The 22609-nt window shown below is 39.6% G+C and carries 20 protein-coding genes; 12 read left to right on the top strand and 8 right to left on the bottom strand.

Annotation, left to right across the window (positions count from 1 at the left end):
• Positions 1-2 precede the first annotated feature (2 nt).
• The 5 genes from Q4D72_RS04595 to hutH form a co-directional block, all read right to left on the bottom strand.
• Positions 3-1190 (bottom strand): aspartate aminotransferase family protein, encoded by a 1188-nt coding sequence (locus Q4D72_RS04595; protein WP_303076357.1) that lies wholly within the window; start codon positions 1188-1190, stop codon positions 3-5.
• Between the two features lie 180 nt (positions 1191-1370).
• Positions 1371-2735: an oxygen-independent coproporphyrinogen III oxidase gene (gene hemN / locus Q4D72_RS04590; RefSeq protein WP_303076356.1), complete on the bottom strand. Its 1365-nt coding sequence runs from the start codon at positions 2733-2735 to the stop codon at positions 1371-1373.
• 319 nt (positions 2736-3054) lie between these two features.
• Positions 3055-4860, bottom strand: a complete 1806-nt coding sequence (locus tag Q4D72_RS04585; protein WP_303076355.1) for a hypothetical protein — start codon at positions 4858-4860, stop codon at positions 3055-3057.
• Positions 4861-5057: 197 nt separating this feature from the next.
• Positions 5058-5795: a 3-oxoacyl-ACP reductase FabG gene (fabG, locus tag Q4D72_RS04580; RefSeq protein ID WP_303076354.1), complete on the bottom strand. Its 738-nt coding sequence runs from the start codon at positions 5793-5795 to the stop codon at positions 5058-5060.
• Between the two features lie 4 nt (positions 5796-5799).
• Complete coding sequence (hutH, locus tag Q4D72_RS04575) at positions 5800-7326, bottom strand: histidine ammonia-lyase (RefSeq protein ID WP_303076353.1); 1527 nt, start codon at positions 7324-7326, stop codon at positions 5800-5802.
• 113 nt (positions 7327-7439) lie between these two features.
• On the opposite strand from hutH, the gene Q4D72_RS04570 reads away from it, so the two are divergent.
• Positions 7440-8681: an NAD(P)/FAD-dependent oxidoreductase gene (locus Q4D72_RS04570; protein WP_303076352.1), complete on the top strand. Its 1242-nt coding sequence runs from the start codon at positions 7440-7442 to the stop codon at positions 8679-8681.
• 284 nt (positions 8682-8965) lie between these two features.
• Here the strand turns inward: Q4D72_RS04570 and Q4D72_RS04565 are convergent, their stop codons facing one another.
• Positions 8966-9151, bottom strand: a complete 186-nt coding sequence (locus Q4D72_RS04565) for a hypothetical protein (RefSeq protein WP_303076350.1) — start codon at positions 9149-9151, stop codon at positions 8966-8968.
• A gap of 101 nt (positions 9152-9252) precedes the next feature.
• Between Q4D72_RS04565 and rsfS the strand changes: the two genes are divergently transcribed.
• The 8 genes from rsfS to Q4D72_RS04525 all read left to right on the top strand — a co-directional run bounded on the left by rsfS (position 9253) and on the right by Q4D72_RS04525 (position 18164).
• Positions 9253-9630 carry a ribosome silencing factor gene (gene rsfS, locus Q4D72_RS04560; RefSeq protein WP_303076349.1) on the top strand — a complete coding sequence of 126 codons (378 nt, stop codon included), beginning with the start codon at positions 9253-9255 and terminating at the stop codon, positions 9628-9630.
• Position 9631: 1 nt separating this feature from the next.
• The gene (ftsH, locus tag Q4D72_RS04555; protein WP_303076347.1) at positions 9632-11566 is read left to right on the top strand and encodes an ATP-dependent zinc metalloprotease FtsH; all 1935 of its coding nucleotides are present in this window, start codon (positions 9632-9634) and stop codon (positions 11564-11566) included.
• A gap of 145 nt (positions 11567-11711) precedes the next feature.
• A complete protein-coding gene (locus tag Q4D72_RS04550) occupies positions 11712-12314 on the top strand; it encodes an LUD domain-containing protein (RefSeq protein WP_303076346.1) in 603 nt (200 codons plus the stop codon).
• Positions 12315-12333: 19 nt separating this feature from the next.
• Complete coding sequence (locus Q4D72_RS04545) at positions 12334-13158, top strand: phosphatidate cytidylyltransferase (protein WP_303076345.1); 825 nt, start codon at positions 12334-12336, stop codon at positions 13156-13158.
• Positions 13159-13200: 42 nt separating this feature from the next.
• Positions 13201-13992 carry a diaminopimelate epimerase gene (dapF, locus tag Q4D72_RS04540; protein ID WP_303076344.1) on the top strand — a complete coding sequence of 264 codons (792 nt, stop codon included), beginning with the start codon at positions 13201-13203 and terminating at the stop codon, positions 13990-13992.
• 32 nt (positions 13993-14024) lie between these two features.
• Complete coding sequence (locus tag Q4D72_RS04535) at positions 14025-14534, top strand: GNAT family N-acetyltransferase (RefSeq protein ID WP_303076343.1); 510 nt, start codon at positions 14025-14027, stop codon at positions 14532-14534.
• 366 nt (positions 14535-14900) lie between these two features.
• Positions 14901-15620, top strand: coding sequence for a PAS domain-containing protein (locus tag Q4D72_RS04530; protein WP_303076342.1), 720 nt, complete (start codon positions 14901-14903; stop codon positions 15618-15620).
• 138 nt (positions 15621-15758) lie between these two features.
• Positions 15759-18164 (top strand): 3-hydroxyacyl-CoA dehydrogenase NAD-binding domain-containing protein, encoded by a 2406-nt coding sequence (locus Q4D72_RS04525; protein ID WP_303076341.1) that lies wholly within the window; start codon positions 15759-15761, stop codon positions 18162-18164.
• A 52-nt stretch (positions 18165-18216) separates the two neighbouring features.
• Here Q4D72_RS04525 and cdd read toward each other — a convergent pair whose 3' ends face one another.
• The gene (gene cdd, locus Q4D72_RS04520; RefSeq protein ID WP_303076402.1) at positions 18217-18708 is read right to left on the bottom strand and encodes a cytidine deaminase; all 492 of its coding nucleotides are present in this window, start codon (positions 18706-18708) and stop codon (positions 18217-18219) included.
• Positions 18709-18841: 133 nt separating this feature from the next.
• Between cdd and Q4D72_RS04515 the strand changes: the two genes are divergently transcribed.
• The 3 genes from Q4D72_RS04515 to Q4D72_RS04505 all read left to right on the top strand — a co-directional run bounded on the left by Q4D72_RS04515 (position 18842) and on the right by Q4D72_RS04505 (position 21674).
• Positions 18842-19564: a copper homeostasis protein CutC gene (locus Q4D72_RS04515; RefSeq protein WP_303076340.1), complete on the top strand. Its 723-nt coding sequence runs from the start codon at positions 18842-18844 to the stop codon at positions 19562-19564.
• 84 nt (positions 19565-19648) lie between these two features.
• Positions 19649-20428 carry a glycoside hydrolase family 16 protein gene (locus Q4D72_RS04510; RefSeq protein WP_303076339.1) on the top strand — a complete coding sequence of 260 codons (780 nt, stop codon included), beginning with the start codon at positions 19649-19651 and terminating at the stop codon, positions 20426-20428.
• Between the two features lie 28 nt (positions 20429-20456).
• Positions 20457-21674 (top strand): metallophosphoesterase, encoded by a 1218-nt coding sequence (locus Q4D72_RS04505; RefSeq protein ID WP_303076338.1) that lies wholly within the window; start codon positions 20457-20459, stop codon positions 21672-21674.
• A 50-nt stretch (positions 21675-21724) separates the two neighbouring features.
• Here the strand turns inward: Q4D72_RS04505 and dapA are convergent, their stop codons facing one another.
• Positions 21725-22609 carry a 4-hydroxy-tetrahydrodipicolinate synthase gene (dapA, locus tag Q4D72_RS04500; protein WP_303076337.1) on the bottom strand — a complete coding sequence of 295 codons (885 nt, stop codon included), beginning with the start codon at positions 22607-22609 and terminating at the stop codon, positions 21725-21727.

Raw genomic sequence — 22609 nt, 5'->3', positions numbered from 1 at the left:
TTTTATTTGAAATGGTTTAATGCCTCAATGATGATTTCGCATCCTGCTTTTATTTCCGCTTCGGTTATCGTTAGCGGAGGCGAAAGGCGTACGGCTCGGCTTTCAAAAAGTAACCAATAGACAATCAGTCCGTTATTTTGACAATAATGCACAACAAAATCAGCAATTTCAGCCGATTTTACAATGACAGCCAGCATCAATCCCTTTCCGTTAATGCTTTCAATAAGCGGGTGTTGTAGGAGTTTTCGGAATAATTTTTCTTTCTCCAAGGTTTGTTGCATCAAATCGGTAGTGAGTAGCGTTTTCAGTGTTGCCAGTGAAGCCGCTGCAATGACGGGATTTCCGCCAAAGGTAGTGATATGCCCCAGTTTTGGCGAATGTGAAAGCAATTTCATCAATTTATGTGACGAAACGAAAGCTCCCACGGGCATTCCGCTTGCCATTCCTTTTCCGATGGCGATGATGTCCGGAACAATACCATAATTCTGAAAACCAAATAGTTTTCCGGTTCTTCCAAAGCCCGGCTGAATTTCGTCGATGATGAGCAAAGCGCCTACTTCTTCACAGCGTTTTTTTACTTTTATGAGATAGTCGTTTTGTGGTTCAATAAAGCCCGCCCCTCCTTGAATACTTTCCAAAACTACGCCTGCGGTTCGTTCCGTAATTTTTTGAATATCAGCTTCATTGTTAAATTCGATAAAGTCCACATCGGGGATAAGCGGTCGGAAAGGTTGTTTGCGTTCCTCATAGCCCATCAAACTCATTGAGCCTTGTGTGTTACCGTGATAGGCATTTTTGGCGGCAATGAGTTGGGTACGTCCGGTGGCTCGTTTGACGAGTTTTACTGACCCTTCAATAGCTTCGGTTCCGGAATTTACCAAATAGGTAGTGTTCAGATTTTCAGGTAAATGCTCTGCCAAAAGTTTACAAAAATCCACGGCGGGTTTCTGTACATATTCGCCGTAAACCATCACGTGCATATAGGTTTTAGCTTGATTTTGAATAGCGTCAACTATACTTGGGTGACAATGACCTAAGGTACAAGCAGATACGCCCGCAACAAAATCAAGATATTTTTTACCGTTGGTGGTGTAAATGTAACTGCCTTGGGCGTGAGAGACTTCCAACAACATCGGGTAGGGCGAGGTTTGCGCCTGATATTTTAAAAAATCATTTTTTTGAGTGTTCATTTTTTTGTCTTTGAATTAGGTTATAAAAATTTTTGTATAAAATTCAGGGCAAAGATATGATTTTTTTACTCATTATTTAAAACAAAAAAGGGAACGTTTCACAACGTATCCCTTTTCTAATCACTAACTAAAAAACTCAATCACTATGATTTTATTTATAAACCATTTCTTTTGCGTAATTTATACGGTCATACTAAAAATTTTTGTATCCGGAATGTTGCGTTGCAATCGTAAATCGAATGCCATACACACGTTGCGCACGAACGTTTTTCCTGCTTCGGTAACGTGTATTTGGCGGTCGTTAATCGTAATCAGTCCGTCGTTTACCATTTCGCTAAGTTGTTTCTTTATGTTTTCTATTTCACCAAAATAGCTTGCCGAGTTGTCCCACGAGGTGGTGAAATGGCACATCAAATTCAAAATATGCCTACGGATTATTAAATCTTCCTCGTTTAAAATATGTCCCCGAAATACGGGAATTTCGTTTCTGGCAATTCGTTCATAATATGCATCTAAATCCTTTTCGTTTTGTGCAAATCCGTACCAACTATCACTGATGGCTGACATTCCTAAACCTATCATTACCTGTGTTTTAGAAGCTGTATAGCCCATAAAGTTGCGATGTAAATCATTGTTCTTAAAGGCTTGATACATCGTATCGGTAGGCAAAGCAAAATGGTCCATCCCGATTTCAACGTAACCGGCTTGCAACAAATGTTGCTTCCCGATTTCGTAAAGCTTGCGCTTTTCATCCCCTGACGGCAGGTTGCTTTCATCAAACCCGCGTTGTCCGTTGCCTTTAATCCACGGCACGTGAGCATAGCTGTAAAAAGCGATACGGTCGGGGCGCAATTGATTGCTTCGGTCAATGGTAAAAAGAACATCATCAACGGTTTGGAACGGAAGCCCGAAAACCAAATCGTGGCTGACGGAAGTGTATCCTATCGTCCGCGCTAATTCGGTAACTTTTTGCACGTTTTCAAATGGCTGAATCCGATTGATGGCTTGCTGTACTTTAAGCGAATAATCCTGAACGCCATAACTTACTCGCCTGAATCCCAAATCGAATAACACTTGCAAATGTTGCTCGGTGGTGTTGTTTGGGTGTCCTTCAAAACTGAATTCGTGTTGCGTGGCAATCTCAGCACCGTGAAAAATCCCCTCAATGAGCCGTTTCAATTCGGAAGGGGCAAAGAACGTTGGTGTGCCGCCTCCTAGATGAATTTCTTTAATAACGGGCTTCTGTTTCAGTGCATTAAGGTATAACTCCCATTCTTTCAGTACGGCATCAACATAAGGCACTTCCACTTGATGTCGTTTGGTAATGCGTTTATGACAACCGCAAAACGTACATAAACTTTCACAAAAAGGAAGGTGAATGTACAGGCTGATGCCTTCACTTTCATTACTTTCATTGAACGATTTTTGCAAGGTTTCCAGCCATTTATCGGTTGAAAACGATTGGGCGTCCCAGTACGGAACCGTTGGGTAACTTGTGTAACGCGGACCCGCAACGTTGTATTTTTGTATGAGCGATACTGCCATTGTTTTGCTTTAAAAAAGCCCCGCAAAGGTACGAAGGCTGTGGTTTATAAAAAATGATATTTGTCAGTCTGCCGTATTTAATTTGTAATTTGAGAAAACATCACTTGAAAAATAGGCGGTTGCAAAGATAAGTAATTCGTTTTAGATGGAAAAATATTTGTTTTTTGCGGTTGGATAAAGCCGTGCCATAAAAACAAAAAGAGGCAATTAGCCTCTTTTCGTGTTCGATTCACAAAAATTGCTTACTCAACGTCTGTTGCGTAAAAAACTCAACGGTGTGTAAGTCAAGATTGTGCGGAATTAAAGTAGTAGTATTGTTTTATTTTGAATAGGCTTTAAGTACAGTTAATCTGATAACACGCTTGTATTGTACTCCATTGGTACCAGCAATTTTTTCACCGAGATTTACGTAATTATTTTCTGCTTCCAGTTTGATTTTGTGTAATTTATAAACTTTGTCATCAGAGTTGGTTATATAGATATAATCAGCTATGCCATTTTTTAAATCCACACCCCAAACCGAAACTTCGTGACCACCAACGGTTAAAGTGACGGCTCCTTCATTTAAAAGCTCTACAATAAGTTTTGTAAATGACTTAATCCCATCTTTCGAATGCCAATAACTGTAACTGCTGTATTGCTGTATGTATGAATTATCTTTCCCGTAGGTAGAAAAGAAATCTTTTACTTCATTCCATTGTGAACTCTTCTTGAAAAAACCAACGTAATTAAGGTATTCAGGTTTTTTAAGATATTTCCTTATGTGGCTTGATAGGTCGGTTCCTACAAAGAAAAATTGCATACCGGGGGCGGCTACAGCCAAACTGTTTTGCCAGTATTTTTTGTATTCCTCGAAAATTGCCAATTCATACACCTTACCTTTCCCGAAAGGTGTCCCCGCCGGAATGGTATTTCCTTTGGCTTGGTAATCTTCCAACCACCACTGAATGGCATTGGAAGCCGCTGCTGCCCAGCAAAGTACGTCATCACCACCTCTGCCTTCGCTGTCGGGTTTTCCGAAGAACTTATTCACGTCGTGCCAACCCGATTCAATCGTTACGTTCGGAACAAAAATTCGTGCGTTGGGGTCAGTAACGGTCGCAGAACGTTCGGCTTTTACCGTAATTTGTTCCGTTTGTTGCTTTTCTTGTGAGGCAGAAGCCGTTTTTTCTCGGGCAAAAAATGTGTAACTACCTTCTCGACTTGTTTTAAACGTATATTTTGACATTTTTGTTTCGGAATTGAGCATTCCTAAACGGAAAATATCATAATTTGCCGTTACATCAACCCCGTTTTGAGTTACGAAGAACGCAATTTCATCAATATCATTAGCCGTAAAGGTCATTTTGCTTGTTGAAAGCACGGGTTTTGCACTTGCCGTGGGTGGTTTAGGCAGAGCAACTGCTTCAATCTGAATTTCAGTACTTGTGAATCCGTCTTTTTCTGCCATAAAAACGTACATTCCCGCATTGTTAGTCTTGAAAGTTGTACCGGAAAAGGTTACAAACGAAGCCGATGCAGGTTCTTTCACTTTAATTTTGTATCCGTTGCTTTGCTGTTCATCATCTTGGATAACAAAAAACGAAACGGTTTCAGAATTATCAGCCATAACCGAAATTTTATCGGTTCGTAACGTAAGTACGCTTGGGGTTACGTTCACTTGCAACGACTTGCTTTTTACACTGTTACCAAATTGAGCAAAAAACGTGTACGTTCCGGCATTTTTGGTAGAAAAACTTCGCTCTGAAAGTTCCACGACTTCCTTCGCTTGGTTAAAAGTGTAGAAAATTTTGGACTTTTCAACCGCTTCTTTGTTTTCCGACTTTACGGTGAAACTGACTTTGTCCGTTCCGTTGGAGCGTATTTGCTCTTTGTCGGCGGTGAGTTCTATTTTGGTTTCGACAGTTGGTTCTTCCTCTTTTTTGCTACACGAAAATAAGAAGAAAGAGGCCAGTAAAAACGCATATCCCGTTGCGGAAAAATTTTGAGTGATTTTGTAGTTATAAAGCATTGTTTTATTTAGTTTGTTTGTTTTTTGCTGAATTTCAACGATGTATCTGTTGTTTTTCTGTGAGAAGTTAATTGTACATCGGTAATCGGGGGCAAAGGTAGTAGTTTTTACCATACCCAAGTGCTAAAATTTTGTGAAAAATTCAGGTCGTAACTGCATAAAACAACTGCGGACAAACAACGCAACCTCCATTCCGCTTGTGAAAAAAGGGAACGAAACTCAGGAAAGGGTAGGGGATAACCAAAACGGAAGGAATTGCACACACCTTATAATATATGTGTACTAAACCTTCCGTTGGTTGTTTGGTGAGTTTATGAATAAATTCCTCCGTTGATGTTGATAACTTCGCCCGTGATGTAGCTTGCTTTTTTGGAAGCGAGGAAGTTTACCAGCTCGGCAACTTCTTCCGCCTCTCCGAAGCGCCCCATCGGAATGAGTGCGGAGGCTTCTTCCTCTTTAATGTCGGCGGTCATATCGGTGCGAATAAAGCCCGGCGCTACGGCATTAACGGTAATGTTGCGCTTGGCAATCTCTTGGGCAAGTGCTTTGGTGGCTGCTACCAAAGCGCCTTTGGCTGCCGAATAGTTCGCCTGCCCGGCTGTTCCTTTCACGCCCGAAACCGATGCAATGTTTACGATGCGTCCGTAGCGGTTGCGTAACATTTTCTGGATGAAGAAGTTTGTTACGTTGTAAAATCCGTTTAACGAGGTGTTGATAACGCCCGTCCAGTCCTCATAAGGCATCCACATAAAAAGCCCGTCGCGGGTAATGCCCGCATTGTTAATGATGACTTCGACCACCGCGTCGGGGTTTTGTCTCTCCCACGTTTGCAGGGCTTTAAGGGCTTGGTCATTATCTGCCACGTTAAACCGAATAAGTTCGGCGGTTTTGCCCAGCGTCTGCACCATTTCAAGGGTTTGCAAAGCGGCTTGCTCGTTTGATTGGTAGTTGATAAGCAGATGATAATCGGTTTCTTGGGCTAATTTTTGGCAGATGGCACGCCCGATTCCGCGTGAACCGCCTGTTATGATGGCACATTTCTTTTTCATAAAATTATTTGGTGTGTGATTGGGTCAAAAATTCTTTTACTTTTTGCTGATAGCCGTACGGCGTGATGTCGTCTTTAAAGAAAGGAACGATTTGGCGTACGGCTTTGTACCACGCTCGAGTAACGGACGAGAGTTTGTCTTCCACCGCGAGAATGTCAATGGCTTGGGTAATGGCAATGGCGTGAATGCTCATCACCTCAAAGGTGTTTTCAATTACTTTTCGGGTGATGGTGGCGGCGTTAGTACCCATACTGACAATGTCTTGATTGTCATTGTTGTTTGGGATTGAATGCACGTACATCGAGGTGGAAAGCGTTTGATTTTCAGCCGTTGTTGAGGTAGCAGTAAACTGAATGCCCTGCACCCCGAAGTTAAAGCCCAGTTTGCCGGCATTGACAAAAGGCGGTAACAATTCGTTGATTTTTGGGTTCAGCAAATAGTTCAGTTGGCGTTCAACGAGCATTGAGGTACGGGTGATGGCGAGTTTGAGTTTGTCCATCTCCAACGAAATGTAATCTCCGTGAAAGTTGCCCCCGTGATATACCATTTGTTTTTCTACATCAACAATCGGGTTGTCACTTGCCGAGTTAAACTCATTTTCAACCACTTCTTTGGTGTTTTCGATGGTGTCAAGCACAGCACCCAAAATTTGCGGTACGCACCGAAGGGAATAATATTCTTGTACCTTCTCTTTAAAAACGGACTCATTGCGCCCGCCGGCGTACAAATGTTCGTGTCGTTTTTTGGTAAGAAGGCTATCGGCAAGGTAAGCGCGCATTCTTTGGGCTATGGCTCGCTGCCCGTGATGCAGTTTCGCTCCGTTAAGTTCTTCTGAAAAATGGTCATCATACGTTTGCACGATTTCATTGATGGCAGTGGAGAATTTCACTGCCCAATCCAAAATAATTTCGGCATAATGCACATTTACAGCGCCCAATCCGGTCATTACCGATGTGCCGTTAATAAGCGAAAGCCCCTCGCGCAGGTGTATTTGTAGCGGCTCAATGCCTTCTTCTTTAAAAACCTCGGTGGTGGCTCGGCGCTTGCCGTTGTGGAAGACCTCGCCTTCGCCGATAAGCACCAAGGCAAGGTGTGCCAGTTGCACCAAATCACCGCTGGCTCCCACGCCTCCGTGTTTAAATATCAGCGGAGTGATGTTGCGGTTGATGAGCTCTTTCATTAGTTCCACTACCGAAAGATGCACGCCCGACTTACCCAACGAAAGCGTGTTGAGCCGGCTGAGAATGACCGCCTTGCAGGTTTCTTCATCGAAAGGCTCGCCCATACCGGAAGCGTGGCTTCGAATCAGGTTGTATTGCAGTTGCAACCGGTCAGCATCGTCAATGCGGTATTGCGCCATCGGTCCGAAGCCGGTATTTACGCCGTAAATTACCTTATTATCGGCAAAATTCTTTAAGAAATTATAACTTGCATTAATGGTTTGTTGTGTTTGCGGGTCTATTTCCACCTGTTTTCCTTCAAAAACGATGCGTGTAAAGTCATTGAAAGATAGTTTTTTATTACGAATCATTGTTTTGTTGATTAAATTCCGTACTTAATTATCTTCTGTTTAAAAAAGAATACTTACTTTTGTGTGCAAATATACTATATTTTTTGAGGGTGGAAAATAATAATATAAAACCTATGAAAAAACAACAAACAGATGTACTGATTATCGGTGCCGGACCTTCGGGATGCGTTTCGGCGGCGTATCTGCATACTAATGGTGTGCAGGTGAAAGTGGTTGAGAAAACAAAATTTCCGCGTTTGGTTATCGGGGAAAGCCTTATCCCGCGGGTGATGGATCACTTCGATGAAGCGGGGTTGCTACCCGCTTTAATGGCGATGAATTTCGAGAAAAAGCCCGGAGCGCGCTTTATCAGAGGAGAACAGGTGTGCCATTTTGATTTCAGCAAGAAGTTCACCAAAGGCTGGGACTGGACTTGGCAAGTGCCGCGAGCCGATTTTGACAATACCCTTGCCCAAGAGATTATCCGTAAAGGGGTTTCGTTGGATTTTGAAACCGAAGTGCTTGACGTGCAATTCGCTCCGCAGGGGCAAGTTGCCCAAGTGCGCAATAAAAACGGTGAGCAGTATGAAATTCACGCCAAGTATGTTATCGACGCCAGTGGTTACGGACGTGTATTGCCCCGTTTGCTTAACTTAAACAGCCCTTCAAAATTAGATGACCATTCCTCTATCTTCACGCATATCTATGAGGGGCAACGTCCTGAGGGGGTGGAAGGTACGCTAATCTCTTTTGATGTGCTGCAACGTGAGGTTTGGCTGTGGGTTATTCCTTTTTCAAACGGAAACACCAGCGTGGGCGTGGTAGGACCTACGAGTTATATCAATGGTTTGTCCCCGACGGGAAACACCGAAGAGGCGCTTCGTAAGGTTATCAGCTCGTCTGATTTTTACCGAAACCGATTTGAAAAAGCCGATTTTTTGTTCACGCCGCATAAAATCGAAAGTTATTCCTGTTCTGTGAAGCAATTGTACGGCGAGGGCTATGTACTGACGGGCAACAGCACCGAGTTTTTAGACCCCGTCTTTTCATCGGGCGTTGCTTTTGCCACCGAGTCGGGTATGCTGGCCGCCAAGTTGGTCAAACGCTACCTTGCCGGTGAGCCGGTGGATTGGGAGAAGGATTATGCCGCGTATATGATGAAAGGTATCAGCGTTTTTAAGTCGTATGTTAAGGAATGGTATACAGGTAATTTGCAAACGCTTTTTTTTCACCGCCCCGAAAACGAGCAGGTTAAGGAAAAGATTTGTTCCGTTTTGGCAGGCTATGTGTGGGACGATGAGAATCCGTTTGTCAGAAAACACAAAACCATTATTGCCGATATGGCGTATGCTATTGATAACAAGTTAGGAATGTAGTAAACGGATACGGTTTGTTCTGTTTTTAATACAAAATGATGTAAATGCCGAAGTTTTTTCATTATTTTGATGTCATATTTTTGTAAATCCGTATGTTTTTATGCTGTTTTGACCCCAAAACTGTATGAACTCTTACGGATTTACGCTTTTTTGGGGTCAAGAAAGTATCAATCCTTTGGTGTTTGCACTTTTTTGGGGTTACAAAAGAATAAATCGTTTGGGATTGGTGCTGTTGTAAGGGCGTGTGCAATACGCCTCTACGTAGATACGCAATAGATTGCTTATCAATGATGTAAATCCATTGGTTTTTGTGTTTTTTGTGTGCAGATAATTCGTAAGGACAAAAAATGGTTTACCCTACGTTGATGTTTGTATGCTATGGATTGTGGTGAGGTGTTTTGTTGTAAGGACGGATGCAATGCATCGTTGCGTAACCACGTATAACTGTGTATCTTCAACCAAAATTGCATTTTTTTTTCTTTTTTTCATCAAAATATATTTTTTAGTACTATCTTTGCCGTTCGTTGTGTAAAAAAGAAACTGGTTTAATAAAAAATATTTAATACAGAGGATGATATCAGATAAGGAAATTACTTCAAATCAATTAATTACCAATATTATATCAGGGATTGAAAAAGTAAAAGGAGATGACATAACCATAATGGATTTGCGTGGCATTGAAAATACGGTGTGTGATTATTTCATATTGTGTAACGGCTCGTCAAACACCCAAGTGAGTGCCATTGCCGGAGCGGTTCAAAAAACAGTGAGCCAGGCAGATGGCAACGTAAAACCTTGGCACGTTGAAGGTGAAAGTAATGCCGAATGGATTTTGATGGATTACGTGGATGTGGTGGTGCATATTTTTCAAAAAAGAATACGTGAACACTACGACATTGAAGGGTTGTGGGGAGACGCAAAAACAATAAATATAGAAACGAACTATTAATATGTCAGATAATAAAACAAATAAACCCCGATTTTCAGCATATTGGATTTACGCCATTTTAATCGCTGTAATTTTAGGATTTAATCTTTTCTCAGACGGAACTCTGTGGAACCAGCCTAAGGAAATTCCGCAGTCAAAATTTATGGAATATTTGCGTAATGGTGATATCAGTAAAACGGTGATTGTCAATCGAAAAGAAGCAAATGTTTACCTAACGCCTGATGCCCTAAATAAAGAAGAACACAAGGCAGTAAAACCCGGTGGCGGTATGTTGCAAAACGCCACTGCACAAACCGAAGTACCTCAATATCGTTTTGAATTGGGTGATTTGAGCAATTTTGAGAATAAATTTGACCAAATCGTACAAGAAAATAACCTGACTACTGAGCGCGAAAACAAAACGCAACAGAACTTTTTAGGCGATATTTTGACAACCTTTGCGCCGTTTATTTTGGTAATTGCCCTTTGGATTTTCATTATGCGCCGAATGGCGGGAGGTGCCGGTGGCGGGCAGTTGTTCAGCATCGGCAAGTCAAAAGCGCGTCTTTTTGATGAAAAGAAGGAAGTGCGCGTAACGTTTCAAGATGTTGCCGGTTTGGAAGGCGCTAAGGAAGAGGTGCAAGAGATTGTTGATTTCTTAAAAAATCCGGATAAATATACCTCATTAGGAGGGAAAATTCCGCGTGGGGCGCTGCTAGTTGGTCCACCCGGAACCGGAAAAACCTTGCTGGCAAAAGCCGTGGCGGGTGAGGCGCAAGTGCCTTTCTTCTCGCTTTCGGGTTCTGATTTTGTTGAAATGTTTGTTGGGGTAGGGGCTTCGCGCGTGCGTGATTTGTTCAAGCAAGCCAAAGAAAAATCGCCGGCAATTATTTTTATTGACGAAATTGATGCCATTGGACGTGCCAGAGGTAAAAATAATTTCACGGGCGCTAATGATGAAAGAGAAAATACATTAAATCAGTTGCTTACCGAAATGGATGGTTTTGGTACGCACACCAATGTTATTGTGTTGGCTGCCACAAACCGCGCCGATATTTTGGATAAAGCCTTGATGCGTGCCGGGCGTTTTGACCGTCAGATTTATGTGGAATTGCCTAATTTGAACGAGCGAAAGCAAATTTTTGAGGTGCATTTACGTCCCATTAAAACGGCTGAAACACTTGATATTGACTTTTTAGCCAAGCAAACTCCCGGATTTTCGGGTGCCGATATAGCCAATGTGTGTAACGAAGCAGCGCTTATTGCAGCCCGAAAAGGAAAAACATCGGTAAACAAACAAGATTTTTTAGATGCCGTTGACCGAATTATCGGCGGATTGGAAAAGAAAACCAAAATAATCACTGCCGAAGAACGTAAAGCCATTGCCTATCACGAAGCCGGACACGCAACGGTTAGTTGGCTTTTGGAGCACGCTGCCCCACTGGTAAAGGTAACCATTGTGCCACGTGGTCAGTCTCTTGGGGCGGCTTGGTATTTGCCCGAAGAGCGGCAAATTGTTCGAACCGAACAAATTCTTGATGAAATGTGTGCAGCCTTAGGAGGGCGTGCCGCCGAGAAAGTTATTTTCGATAAAATTTCAACCGGAGCTCTCAGTGACCTTGAAAAAGTTACCAAACAAGCCCGTGCGATGGTAACGGTTTATGGTTTGAATGACAAGGTCGGTAACCTGACTTATTATGATTCATCGGGGCAATCTGATTACGGATTTACCAAACCGTATAGTGAAATAACGGCTAATTTGATTGACCAAGAAATTTCAAAAATCATTGAAGGGCAATACCAACGCGCCATTCAAATTCTTATTGAAAATAAAGAAAAACTAATCGCTTTGGCAAATCTTTTATTGGAACGGGAAGTGATTTTTAAAGAGGATTTAGAAAATATTTTTGGCGAACGTAAGTTTAAAACAATTGAAGAGCAACTTGTTGAAAGTTAGTGTTTTAACGTTATTTTTGTTGAGCTGAAACGAATAAAACTAAAATAAAAATCATAAAAACTTGATTGTTTTTCAAAATTCAATCAAGTTTTTTTGTATCTTTACCCGTTGTTTGCATATAACTACTTAAAAATGTAGTAAATTAATGAATTTATTTAGAAAAATATTTAATAGCCGAAATACAGAAACAAAAAAAGAAAATTCTCCGCAAAATGTGGTTTCGTATGAGAATTTGCCCGCCGATGAGCAGTTTGCCATCCGGTTTAATGAAAACGGAGGGAAATTCATTTATTGCACTTCCGATGTTGAGGTACAGGCTGTTTTTCGCAATATTTTGAAAGAAATTGGGATTTATGTGAAAATGAATGTTTCAAACGACGCATTGCGAACGATGTTTGAAGAACACGAGTCGCTTTTTACGTCTGATTATGAAATATCAAATGTGTATTTAACTGATTGTGAGTATTTAATAACGTCACTTGGGGGTATAATGCTTTCATCGAATCAGTTGCGACAAAAAAGAACTGATGAACTTCCCGAAACTTTTATTGTTTTTGCCAAAACCAGTCAAATGGTAAAAGATATAACCGAAGGGATGCAGGGGATTAATTCCAAATATCCGCCCAGACGCAAACCAACGGGCTTGGTAACGCTTCGTAGTTTTAAAGAGAATCGCAGTAAAAACGATATTATGAACTACGGCGGAACCTACAAAAAAACCTATTTGATTTTGTTGGAAGATTTATAAATCTGAAAATTAATAAGCTGTGAATGAATTGTTTAAGCGAGCCTTAACGGGTTTTATTTATATTTTTCTGTTGCTCTCGGCAATTATGTTAGATGCGGGGGCGTTTGATTTCTTATTCTTAACCTTCGGAATTATCTGTTTGTTTGAGTTTAAGAGACTTATAAGGCTTAGAGGCTTGCACGTATTCATCATTTTTTTATTTTTATGGTGGCTGTTTATCCATTTACGTGTAAGTATTTTTTCGGTTTATATTTTCCTTTTATTTACCATACTCACCAATGTTTATCTGCTGTTACTGCTTTTTTATGAAAGAACACCGTTAAAACTTCGTGACAACAATTATAAGCTGATAATCAGTTTGTTATATATAGGAGGGGGCTGTGTTTTTATTCCGTTGATTTACAAAAATGAATATTTACTTTCGTATTCGTTATTTGATGCACAACTTACGATGATTGGCATTTTATGTGTCATTTGGGCAAGTGACAGTTTTGCGTATTTAGCCGGAAAATCGTTCGGAAAGCATAAATTATTTGAACGCATTTCACCTAAAAAGACGATTGAAGGTTTTATCGGCGGATTGGTAGGAGCCATCATTACGGCAGTTGTTATCTCGCTGTATAGCAGTAAAGAAGCGTGGGAATGGATTGTTTTGGCAGCAGTTTTGGTCTTTACCGGAACTGTTGGCGACTTGGTTGAATCGGGCTTTAAGCGTGCTGCCAAAGTGAAAGATAGTGGTACTATTTTGCCCGGACACGGTGGCTTGCTTGATCGTTTGGATAGTCTTCTATTTGCGTCGCCTTTTGCCTTTTTGGTATTACAGCTTTTAGAATATTTAAAATAATTTTAACTTTTATATTCTTGAAAAAGAATATTATTTTCAAAAATGAATATCCACTTTTATAAATATCAAGGAACCGGAAATGATTTTGTGATGATTGATAATCGTACCGGTTTTTTTCCAAAAAATGATAAAAAGTTAGTTGAATTTTTGTGTCATCGGAGGTTTGGGATTGGTGCTGACGGACTTATTTTGTTAGAAAATGCTGAAAATTACGATTTTAAGATGGTGTATTACAATTCCGATGGCAATGAAAGTTCAATGTGCGGCAATGGGGGGCGATGCACGGTAGCTTTTGCCAAACAGTTGAAAATCATCACCGATAAGGCTTTTTTTATAGCGACTGATGGGAAGCATTCTGCTCAAATTGATGGTAATGAGCAAGTTAAGTTGCAAATGAAAGACGTGACTGATATTCGTGTAGAAGATGGTTATTCCTTTTTGGATACGGGGTCACCCCATCACGTTCAAATGGTTGAAAATGTTGATACTGTTGATGTTAAATCCGAAGGAGCTAAAATCAGATACGGAGTGCTTTACAGCAATCAAGGAGGAAGCAACGTCAATTTTGTAACGCAATTTGATGAAAAAACGTTTCGGGTTCGCACCTATGAACGCGGTGTGGAAGATGAAACTTATTCTTGCGGAACGGGAGTTACGGCAGTGGCTATTTCAATGTTTCATCAAAATAAAACGCTTGATAATGAGGTTTTTATCAAGACGCTTGGCGGAGATTTAAAAGTTCTTTTTGAAAAAGAAGCGAATCATTATAAAAATGTGTACCTTTGCGGAAGTGCAACTTTTGTTTTTGAAGGAAATATTTCTGTAAATATTTAAAAAAATAAATAGTTACACTTTTTAGTTGGGTTATGGAAATTAAAAATTGCAAACTTAGGGCATTGGAGCCTGAGGATATTGATTTTTTGTATGTGCTTGAAAATGATGAAGATTTATGGGAAGTAAGCCAAACTCAGATTCCTTTTTCAAAGCATTTGTTACGAAATTATATAGAAAACGCATCTCAGGATATTTATCAGGCAAAACAATTTCGGTATGTGATTTATTTAGATGATAATCAGTTGGTTGGTTGCATTGATTTGTATGATTTTGACCCTAAAAATAAACGGGCTTGTGTGGGCATTGCCATTTTGCATCCGTATCGAAAGCAGGGATATGCCCAAAAAGCGTTAGAAAATTTGATAAGCCACAGCAAAAAAAACTTGGATTTATATCAATTAATTGCCTACATTTCAGAAGATAATTTGGCAAGTAAACGTTTATTTAATAAATTGAATTTCAGAACATACGGACTTAAAAAAGATTGGATATTTTCACAAGGAACCTTTAAAGATGTTTATATTTATCAAAAGATACTTTGATTTTTTAGAATGGCAATTGTTTTTATAGTTTTTTTTTGTGATTTATTTCTAAAATTATGTTAAATAAATTGAGAATTTTAGCAAAAAAATAAGATATAAAACTTAGTATAAACTTCTTTTTTTTCTAACTTTGCAGGGTGGATGCTGATAACTGAATTAAAGTAAATAAATACTTCTAAATCAGTGAAAAAGCTTTTTTTAAGAAAGCTGTTGCCTTATTGTGCAACAGTAGGTTTACGCTTTCTGGAAAAAGTAGGTTTTTACGCTTGCTTTATTTTATTGAAAGTGAGTTGTTTAGAAAAGTATTTTCGTTTGAAAAACTTTTTGTCAAGTAAGGTTTATTTTTAATGAGTAAGAGAATTTAAGATGACAAAACCTAATCCCATTAACAAAGAAGTACTTTGGGACAAAACAAAGATAATAATCAGTGAAACAGATAGTTTTGGCACAATAACAAGCGTGAATAGCGTGTTTTCGGACGTTTCCGGATATACGATTGATGAGCTTGTTGGGCAGCCTCATAGTATAATTCGTCATCCCGATATGCCGAAAATTATTTTCAAAATGTTGTGGGAGAACCTCAAACAGGGAAATAATTTCATCGGAATTGTCAAAAACTTGGCAAAATCAGGTAGATATTATTGGGTTGTTACTGATTTTGAAATACATAGAGATGAAACGGGGAATATTTTCGGTTATGTAGGCAAACGGAAAGCGGTTCCGCAGAGTGTGGTGGACAATTACGTGGCACCTTTTTATGAAACCTTGTTGAAACTTGAAAAAATAGGAGGCATTGAGTTGAGTCATCGTTTCTTTAAAAATTATTTAGTAAAGCAAGGAAAAGATTATATTGACTTCATTATCAGTATTCTATCAGAAGCAGAAAGTGATTTGCTTGCAGCCGGATTAGCAGTTTCTCCGTCATTGTCAAACGGACACGAGCAGCACGAAGTGCCTGATTCCATTTATCACGTGAATAATGCGATGAACGAAAAACGCAAAAGTTTCTTTGAAAAATTATTCGCCACTGAAACCAACAATTCATCAGATGAAATTCGGAAAAATTTCTTTGAACGATTGTTTTAAGGAAAATTAAAAATAGTAAAAGATACATCAAAAGATGTATCTTTTTTGTTTTCTTTCTCGCATAACATACTTTTATAAGTTTTTTTTGTTCAGACCGGTACAATAGTTTAAAGCTATGTGATTAAAAATAAATGAATTATGAAACGAAGAATTAAAAAAGTTGCGGTTATCGGCTCGGGGATTATGGGAGGCGCTATCGCTTGTCATTTTGCTAATATTGGCGTGAAGGTCATTTTGTTGGACATCCTTCCGAAAGAGCTTACCGAAAATGAACTCAAAAAAGGCTGGTCGCTCGCCGATAAACAAGTGAGAAACAGAATTGTAAATGACAATTTGGCAAAAATCTTAAAATCAAAACCTTCGCCTATTTATCATCAAAATTTTGCCAATCACATCAAAACCGGAAATTTAAAAGATGATATTGCACAAATCAAAGACGCCGATTGGATAATCGAAGCCGTTATAGAGCGGTTGGAGGTTAAAAAAGCCATATTTGAAAAAATCGACCAATACAGAACGTCAGGAACGCTCGTAACTTCCAATACCTCAGGGATTCCCGTTGCGTTTATGAGCGAAGGACGAAGCGATGATTTTAAAAAACACTTCGCCATCACGCATTTTTTTAATCCACCGCGTTACTTGCAACTTTTTGAGGTGATTCCAAATGTGGATTGCAAACCTGAAGTGATTGATTTTCTTATATCTTACGGAGAAAAATTTTTAGGAAAAACTCCCGTTTTAGCCAAAGATACGCCGGCTTTCATCGGAAACCGAATCGGAATTTTTGGAATAATGCATATTTTTCACACAATGAAATCCTTAGGATTGAGCGTTTCGCAAGTGGATAAACTAACGGGCATTGTGATTGGTCGCCCAAAATCGGCAACTTTCCGCACGGCTGATTTAGTAGGTTTGGATACTTTGGTACACGTAGCTAACGGATTGGCTCAAAATTGCCCGAATGATGAGGCGAAAAATACATTCATTCTCCCTGATTTTATCCAAAAGATGATGGAAAATCAGTATTTAGGCGAGAAAACCAAGCAGGGATTTTACAAAAAAACGGCTTCCGATGACGGAAAAAGTGAAATTTTGGAGCTAAATCTGGATACAATGGAGTATGAAACGCCGAAAAAAGTGTCATTTCCTACTTTGGAAATCACAAAATCCATTGAAAATGTACTTGAACGCTTGCCGATTTTGATAAAAGGCACAGATAAAGCAGGTGAATTTTACAGAAAAACGTTTGCCGCTTTGTTTGCTTACGTTCAAAATCGCATTCCTGAAATTTCCGATGAGCTTTATCGGATTGACGATGCGATGAAAGCAGGTTTCGGCTGGCAGAACGGTCCGTTTGAAATTTGGGAGGCTATTGGCGTGCAAGAAGGTGTTGCGTTGATGCAATCCGAAGGGTATCAGCCTGCCTTGTGGGTTACTGAAATGCTAGCTTCGGGTAATGAATCTTTTCATAAGTTAAAAGACGGATTATCATATTATTATGATGTTTCAGCAAAAAAATATGTAAAAAAATCAGAACAAGAAGGATTTATTATTTTGGAGAATATTCGTCCGTCAAAAACGATTTGGCAAAATGCCGAATCCCGAATTTTAGATTTGGGTGACGGGATTTTAAATCTGGAATTTCATTCAAAAATGAACACCATCGGGGGCGGTGTACTTCAAGGAATCAATAAAACCATTGATTTGGCAGAAAAATATTATGAAGGCTTAGTTGTTGGTAATCAGGGAGCTAACTTTTCAGTAGGAGCCAATATCGAAACCATTTTGATGATGGCAACTGAACAAAAGTATGACGAATTGTATATGACAATCAAGTACTTTCAAGACACGATGATGCGTATGCGATATTCGTCCGTGCCAACCGTCGCCGCACCACACGGAATGACGTTGGGCGGCGGTTGTGAACTTTGTCTGCACGCCGATAAAGTGGTGGCAGCAGCCGAAACGTATATCGGTTTGGTGGAATTGGGCGTAGGTGTAATTCCCGGAGGCGGTGGAACTAAGGAACTGACAATGAGGGCTTCTGATTCTTTACGGAAGAATGATGTAGCACTGAATCGTTTGCAGGAATATTTCTTGACAATCGCGATGGCAAAAGTTTCAACTTCGGCGTATGAAGCCTTCGATTGGGATATTTTGCAAAAAGGGAAAGATGTGGTGATTATGAGCAAGATACGACAAATTGCCGAAGCCAAAAAACAAGCCTTGCTCCTTGCCGAAGCCGGTTACACACAACCTTTACAACGTTCTGATATTAAGGTTTTTGGAAGGCAGTTACTTGCAACGCTTTTGGTTGGAACGGATTCAATGCGAGAAGGAAATTACATTTCGGAATACGACAAAAAAATAGCCGACAAACTGGCTTATGTAATGGCGGGTGGCGACCTTTCCGAGCCTACTTTCGTTTCGGAACAATATTTGTTGGAACTGGAAAGAGAAGCCTTTTTGTCACTCTGTACCGAACGTAAAACCTTGGAACGTATTGAATATATGTTACAAAACGGGAAACCGCTCCGCAATTAATAAAAAGTTGATAATAAACGAATAGTTTTAAATTATCTCGTTTTTTTATTCATCACAAAAGACTTCCGTCAAACAGAAAAGGAAGTAAATCTTTGATGGAATACACCTGAATTATTTTTCCGCAAGCTCCCATAAAATAGATGCTAATAGGTTGGTTCTGACGTATTTCATATTCCGAAAGTGACTGCCGACAAGCTCCGCAGGGCGAAACGGGTTGTTCTGTGGGTTCGGTGGCAGTTCCTGTTAGGGCAATGGCTTCGATAATTTCGTTTGGGAAGCGGGCTGAGGCTTGGTAAATCGCCACACGTTCAGCACATAAGCCCGACGGATAAGCCGCATTTTCCTGATTGGAACCAATGCAAATTTCTCCGTTTTGCAACCGAACGGCGGCTCCCACCTTAAATCCCGAATAAGGGGCGTAGGCATTCTCCCGAGCTTTGATTGCTTCACTCATTAATTTTTGCATCGCATTGGGCAGTTCATCAATGCTGTTGAAAATGGTGTATTTTACGGTTAATTGACGTTCCATTTTTGTTAAAAGAATATTAAGTTTTACGCTTACAGCAACAAATATAAGAAAATAATCATTTATTAATCGTATTTTTGCGTTCAAAATTGAAAAAAGATAATTTTTTCATCATTTTTTTATTCATTCATTTAATAAAATACGATTGATTATGATTTTTGAAATTTGTGCAAGTTCTTTTGAATCAGCTAAAAACGCACAATTGGCTGGGGCAAGCCGCATTGAATTATGTAGCGAATTGGGTGTTGGCGGTATCACGCCAAGTTACGGACTTATAAAAAAAGTAATGGACGAACTTTCTATTGAAAATTGCGTGCTAATTCGTCCGCGAAGTGGAAATTTTACATATACCGATGCCGAATTTGACGTGATGCTTCGCGATATTGCTTTTTGCAGAGAATTGGGTTGTAAAGGCGTGGTTACAGGCGTTTTAAATGCAGATAATACGATTGATGAAGAGCGAACTAAGCGGCTTATTGAGGCGGCGGGCGAGATTGATTTTATTTATCACCGAGCGTTTGATTGCGTTCCCGATTCGTTGGAAGCTCTTGAAATTTTGAAAAAATTGGGCGTAAAACGCATTTTAACTTCCGGTGGAAAAAAATCGGCGGTGGAAGGATTGGATTTACTAAAATGCTTAAATTCAGTTGCTGACGGAAAAATTACGATTATGCCCGGCGGTGGAATCAATCCGCAAACGATTGTGAAAATCAAAGAAGCCGGATTTAGCGAGGTTCATTTTTCCGGAACGATTTTTGAGAAATCTGCAAGCGAGATGCCTTTTTCGTTCAATACGGCTGCTTTTCTGGACGAGTCGGTTCGCCCAATTTCAAGTGTGGAGCAAATTAAGTTGATTATGAATGCTTTAAGGTAAAATGATTTTTATTTATTAAAGTTTGAACGGTATCAACTTAATTCAAAATTCCGAATCCAAAAATCAAATTTTTCCCTGTTTATTATGAAGAACATAGTAATTGCTTTTTGTGTTTTTATTGTTGTAATTTCTTGTAAGTCAGTTGTTAATTCTGAAACTAAAAAAGAGAAATGGCGATTGGTTTGGGAAGATGATTTCAATCGAGATGATATTTTTAGTACGGGGATTTGGTCAAAAATTTCGCGGGGAAAATCTGATTGGAATAATACGATGAGTCAACACGAATCTCTTTTTGAGATAAAAGACGGAAATTTGATTCTGATTGGCAAGACAAATGACATTGATCCGAAAGATAGCTCGGCTTTTGTAACGGGAGGTGTTTTTACCAAAGGCGGAAAATATTTTGATTACGGAAAAATTGAGATTTGTTGTAAACTTGAAGTTGCACAAGGTGCGTGGCCTGCTATTTGGATGCTTCCAAAAGAAGAAAAATGGCCTGATGGAGGAGAAATTGACATTATGGAACGGCTTAATTTTGATGATTTTGTGTATCAAACAGTGCATAGCCGATACACACAGACTCATAAGGAATTTCCTAAACATTATACTACATTTCCGATAAAATCAGATGATTATAATGCATATGCTGTGGAAATTCAGCCTGATGAATTGCGTTTTTACGTCAATAATCAATTTACGTTTTCATATCCTCGCATTGAAGGAAAGCCGGAACAATTTCCGTTCGGGAAGCCATTTTACTTGCTGATTGATATGCAGTTAGGGGGTTCGTGGGTTGGTGAAGTTACTGATTTTCAAGAGCCTGTTCGTATGTATGTTGATTGGGTCAGATATTACCAAAAATAATAATTTTTAACTATATTTCACTGAAAATATGTATGTTTTTTTAATTTTATTTATAATTGTTTATTTTTTGCTGACGTTTTACGCCGTTCAAGTGCTCAAAACGCTAAAAGTTTCTAAAATAGGCTGTTATGTTTTTGGAGGAATTTCAGTATTGCTTGTCGCAAATGTATTTTTGCAATGGCTTTTTCGCACCAAAGCGGTTTGGACGGTTTTTCAACAATATTCAATGGGCGCTTTGCTGGTGTGGAGCGTGATTTTACTAATAATGTCCATCGGGTTGTTTTTGGAAGATATTGTAAGAATTTTTTCGGTTTTATTTCGTGGTAAAAGTGTTGAAAATAAAGGGTTTATAAGCAGAAAAAAAACGGTGAGTTTATTGACGCTCATTGTAGCTTTTGTTCCGCTGGCATTGGCTGCTTATGGTGCAACCAAAGGAAAATTCCATTACAAAGTTTGGAAATATACGCTTTACTATGAAGATTTACCCGAAGCCTTTGATGGTTACACGATTACGCAATTGTCTGATATTCATAGCGGAAGTCTGGATAATAAAGAAAAAGTCCGGCGGGGGATTGACTTGGTAAATCAGCAAGGGAGCGATGCCATTATGATTACGGGCGACATTGTTAATAATCTGGCAGAGGAATTGCTTCCGTGGAAGGACGTTTTCAAACAATTGAAAGCCAAAGACGGCGTATTTTCCGTTTTAGGAAATCACGATTACGGAGATTATTCTACTTGGGAAACACCCGAGGCAAAAATGCAAAACCTTGAAAAACTGAAAGATATACAACGAGAAATGGGTTTTGATTTGATTTTGAATGACCATCGTTATATTGAAAAAAACGGAGAACGAATTGCCATTATCGGAGTTGAAAACTGGGGCTATGGGCGATTTTCAAAATACGGCGATTTGAAAAAAGCAATGCAGAATGTTGCCAATGAGGATTTTAAAATTTTACTAAGCCACGACCCGACACATTGGGAATACGAAGTGTTGCCTCAAAATAAAAATATACAATTAACACTTAGCGGGCATACGCACGGAATGCAGTTAGGTATTGAAATAGAGGGACTTATAAAATGGAGTCCATCAGAGTGGAAGTATAAATATTGGGGTGGAATGTACAACGAAAAAGGTAAAAACTTGAATGTCAATCGCGGATTTGGCTATCACGCTTTTCCGGGAAGAATCGGGATTTGGCCTGAAATTACGGTGATTCAATTGAAAAAGAAGCGGAACTAACTAAAAAAAGTAGCGATTTTGAAATCTCAAAATCGCTACTTTTTAATTTATTATAATTTGCTAATTGTTTGTAATTCAGCTTTTATTTCGGTTTTTAAGGAATTGGAGGCTTCAACCAAAGGCAAACGAACGTGAGGTTGGCATAATCCTTTTTCTGCCAGTATAGCCTTGATTCCCATCGGATTACCTTCTTTGAAAGCCAAATGTGTTTGTTTTATTAATTGATAATGAATGCTACGGGCTTTTTCAACTTCGCCTCTAAGTCCGAGTCGTACCATTTCGGAAAATTCTTCCGGAAAGGCAATCCCGATTACGGAAATCACGCCCGAACTACCCATCAAAACGGAAGGCAATGTGGTGAAATCATCACCTGAAATAAGGAGAAATTCCTCTGGTTTGTCTTTTATTATGCTCATATTCAGCATCAAATCGCCCGATGCTTCTTTGATAGCCACGATGTTATCAAACTTCTTTGCCAATTGGTTTGTAGTTTCGGCTGTCATTGAAATTCCGGTACGTCCCGGAACGTTGTACAAAATCACGGGAAGCGGAGCGTTTTTGGCAATTTCCGAAAAGTGAGCATACAATCCGTTTTGTGAGGGCTTATTATAATAAGGTGTAACCGATAAAATTGCCGAAAATTCGGATAAGTCAGTGGTATTTATTTCATCTATAATATTTTGCGTGTTGTTCCCACCAATTCCGATAACGAGCGGAACCCGTTTTTTATTCGCTTCGATGATGGTTTCGCAAACCAATTTTTTTTCATCTTTGGTTAGAGTAGGAGCTTCGCTGGTTGTTCCCAAAACAACGATGTACTCCACACCGCCGTCAATTACATAATTCACCAAACGGCTCAATGATTTTGTATCTACTTTATTATCAGCTGTAAATGGCGTAATCATTGCCACGCCTGTTCCTTTTAGTTGTTTCAT

The sequence above is a fragment of the Capnocytophaga sp. genome (assembly GCF_030532915.1).
Taxonomy (GTDB): Bacteria; Bacteroidota; Bacteroidia; order Flavobacteriales; family Flavobacteriaceae; genus Capnocytophaga.
This window is presented reverse-complemented; position numbering and strand designations above follow the sequence as displayed.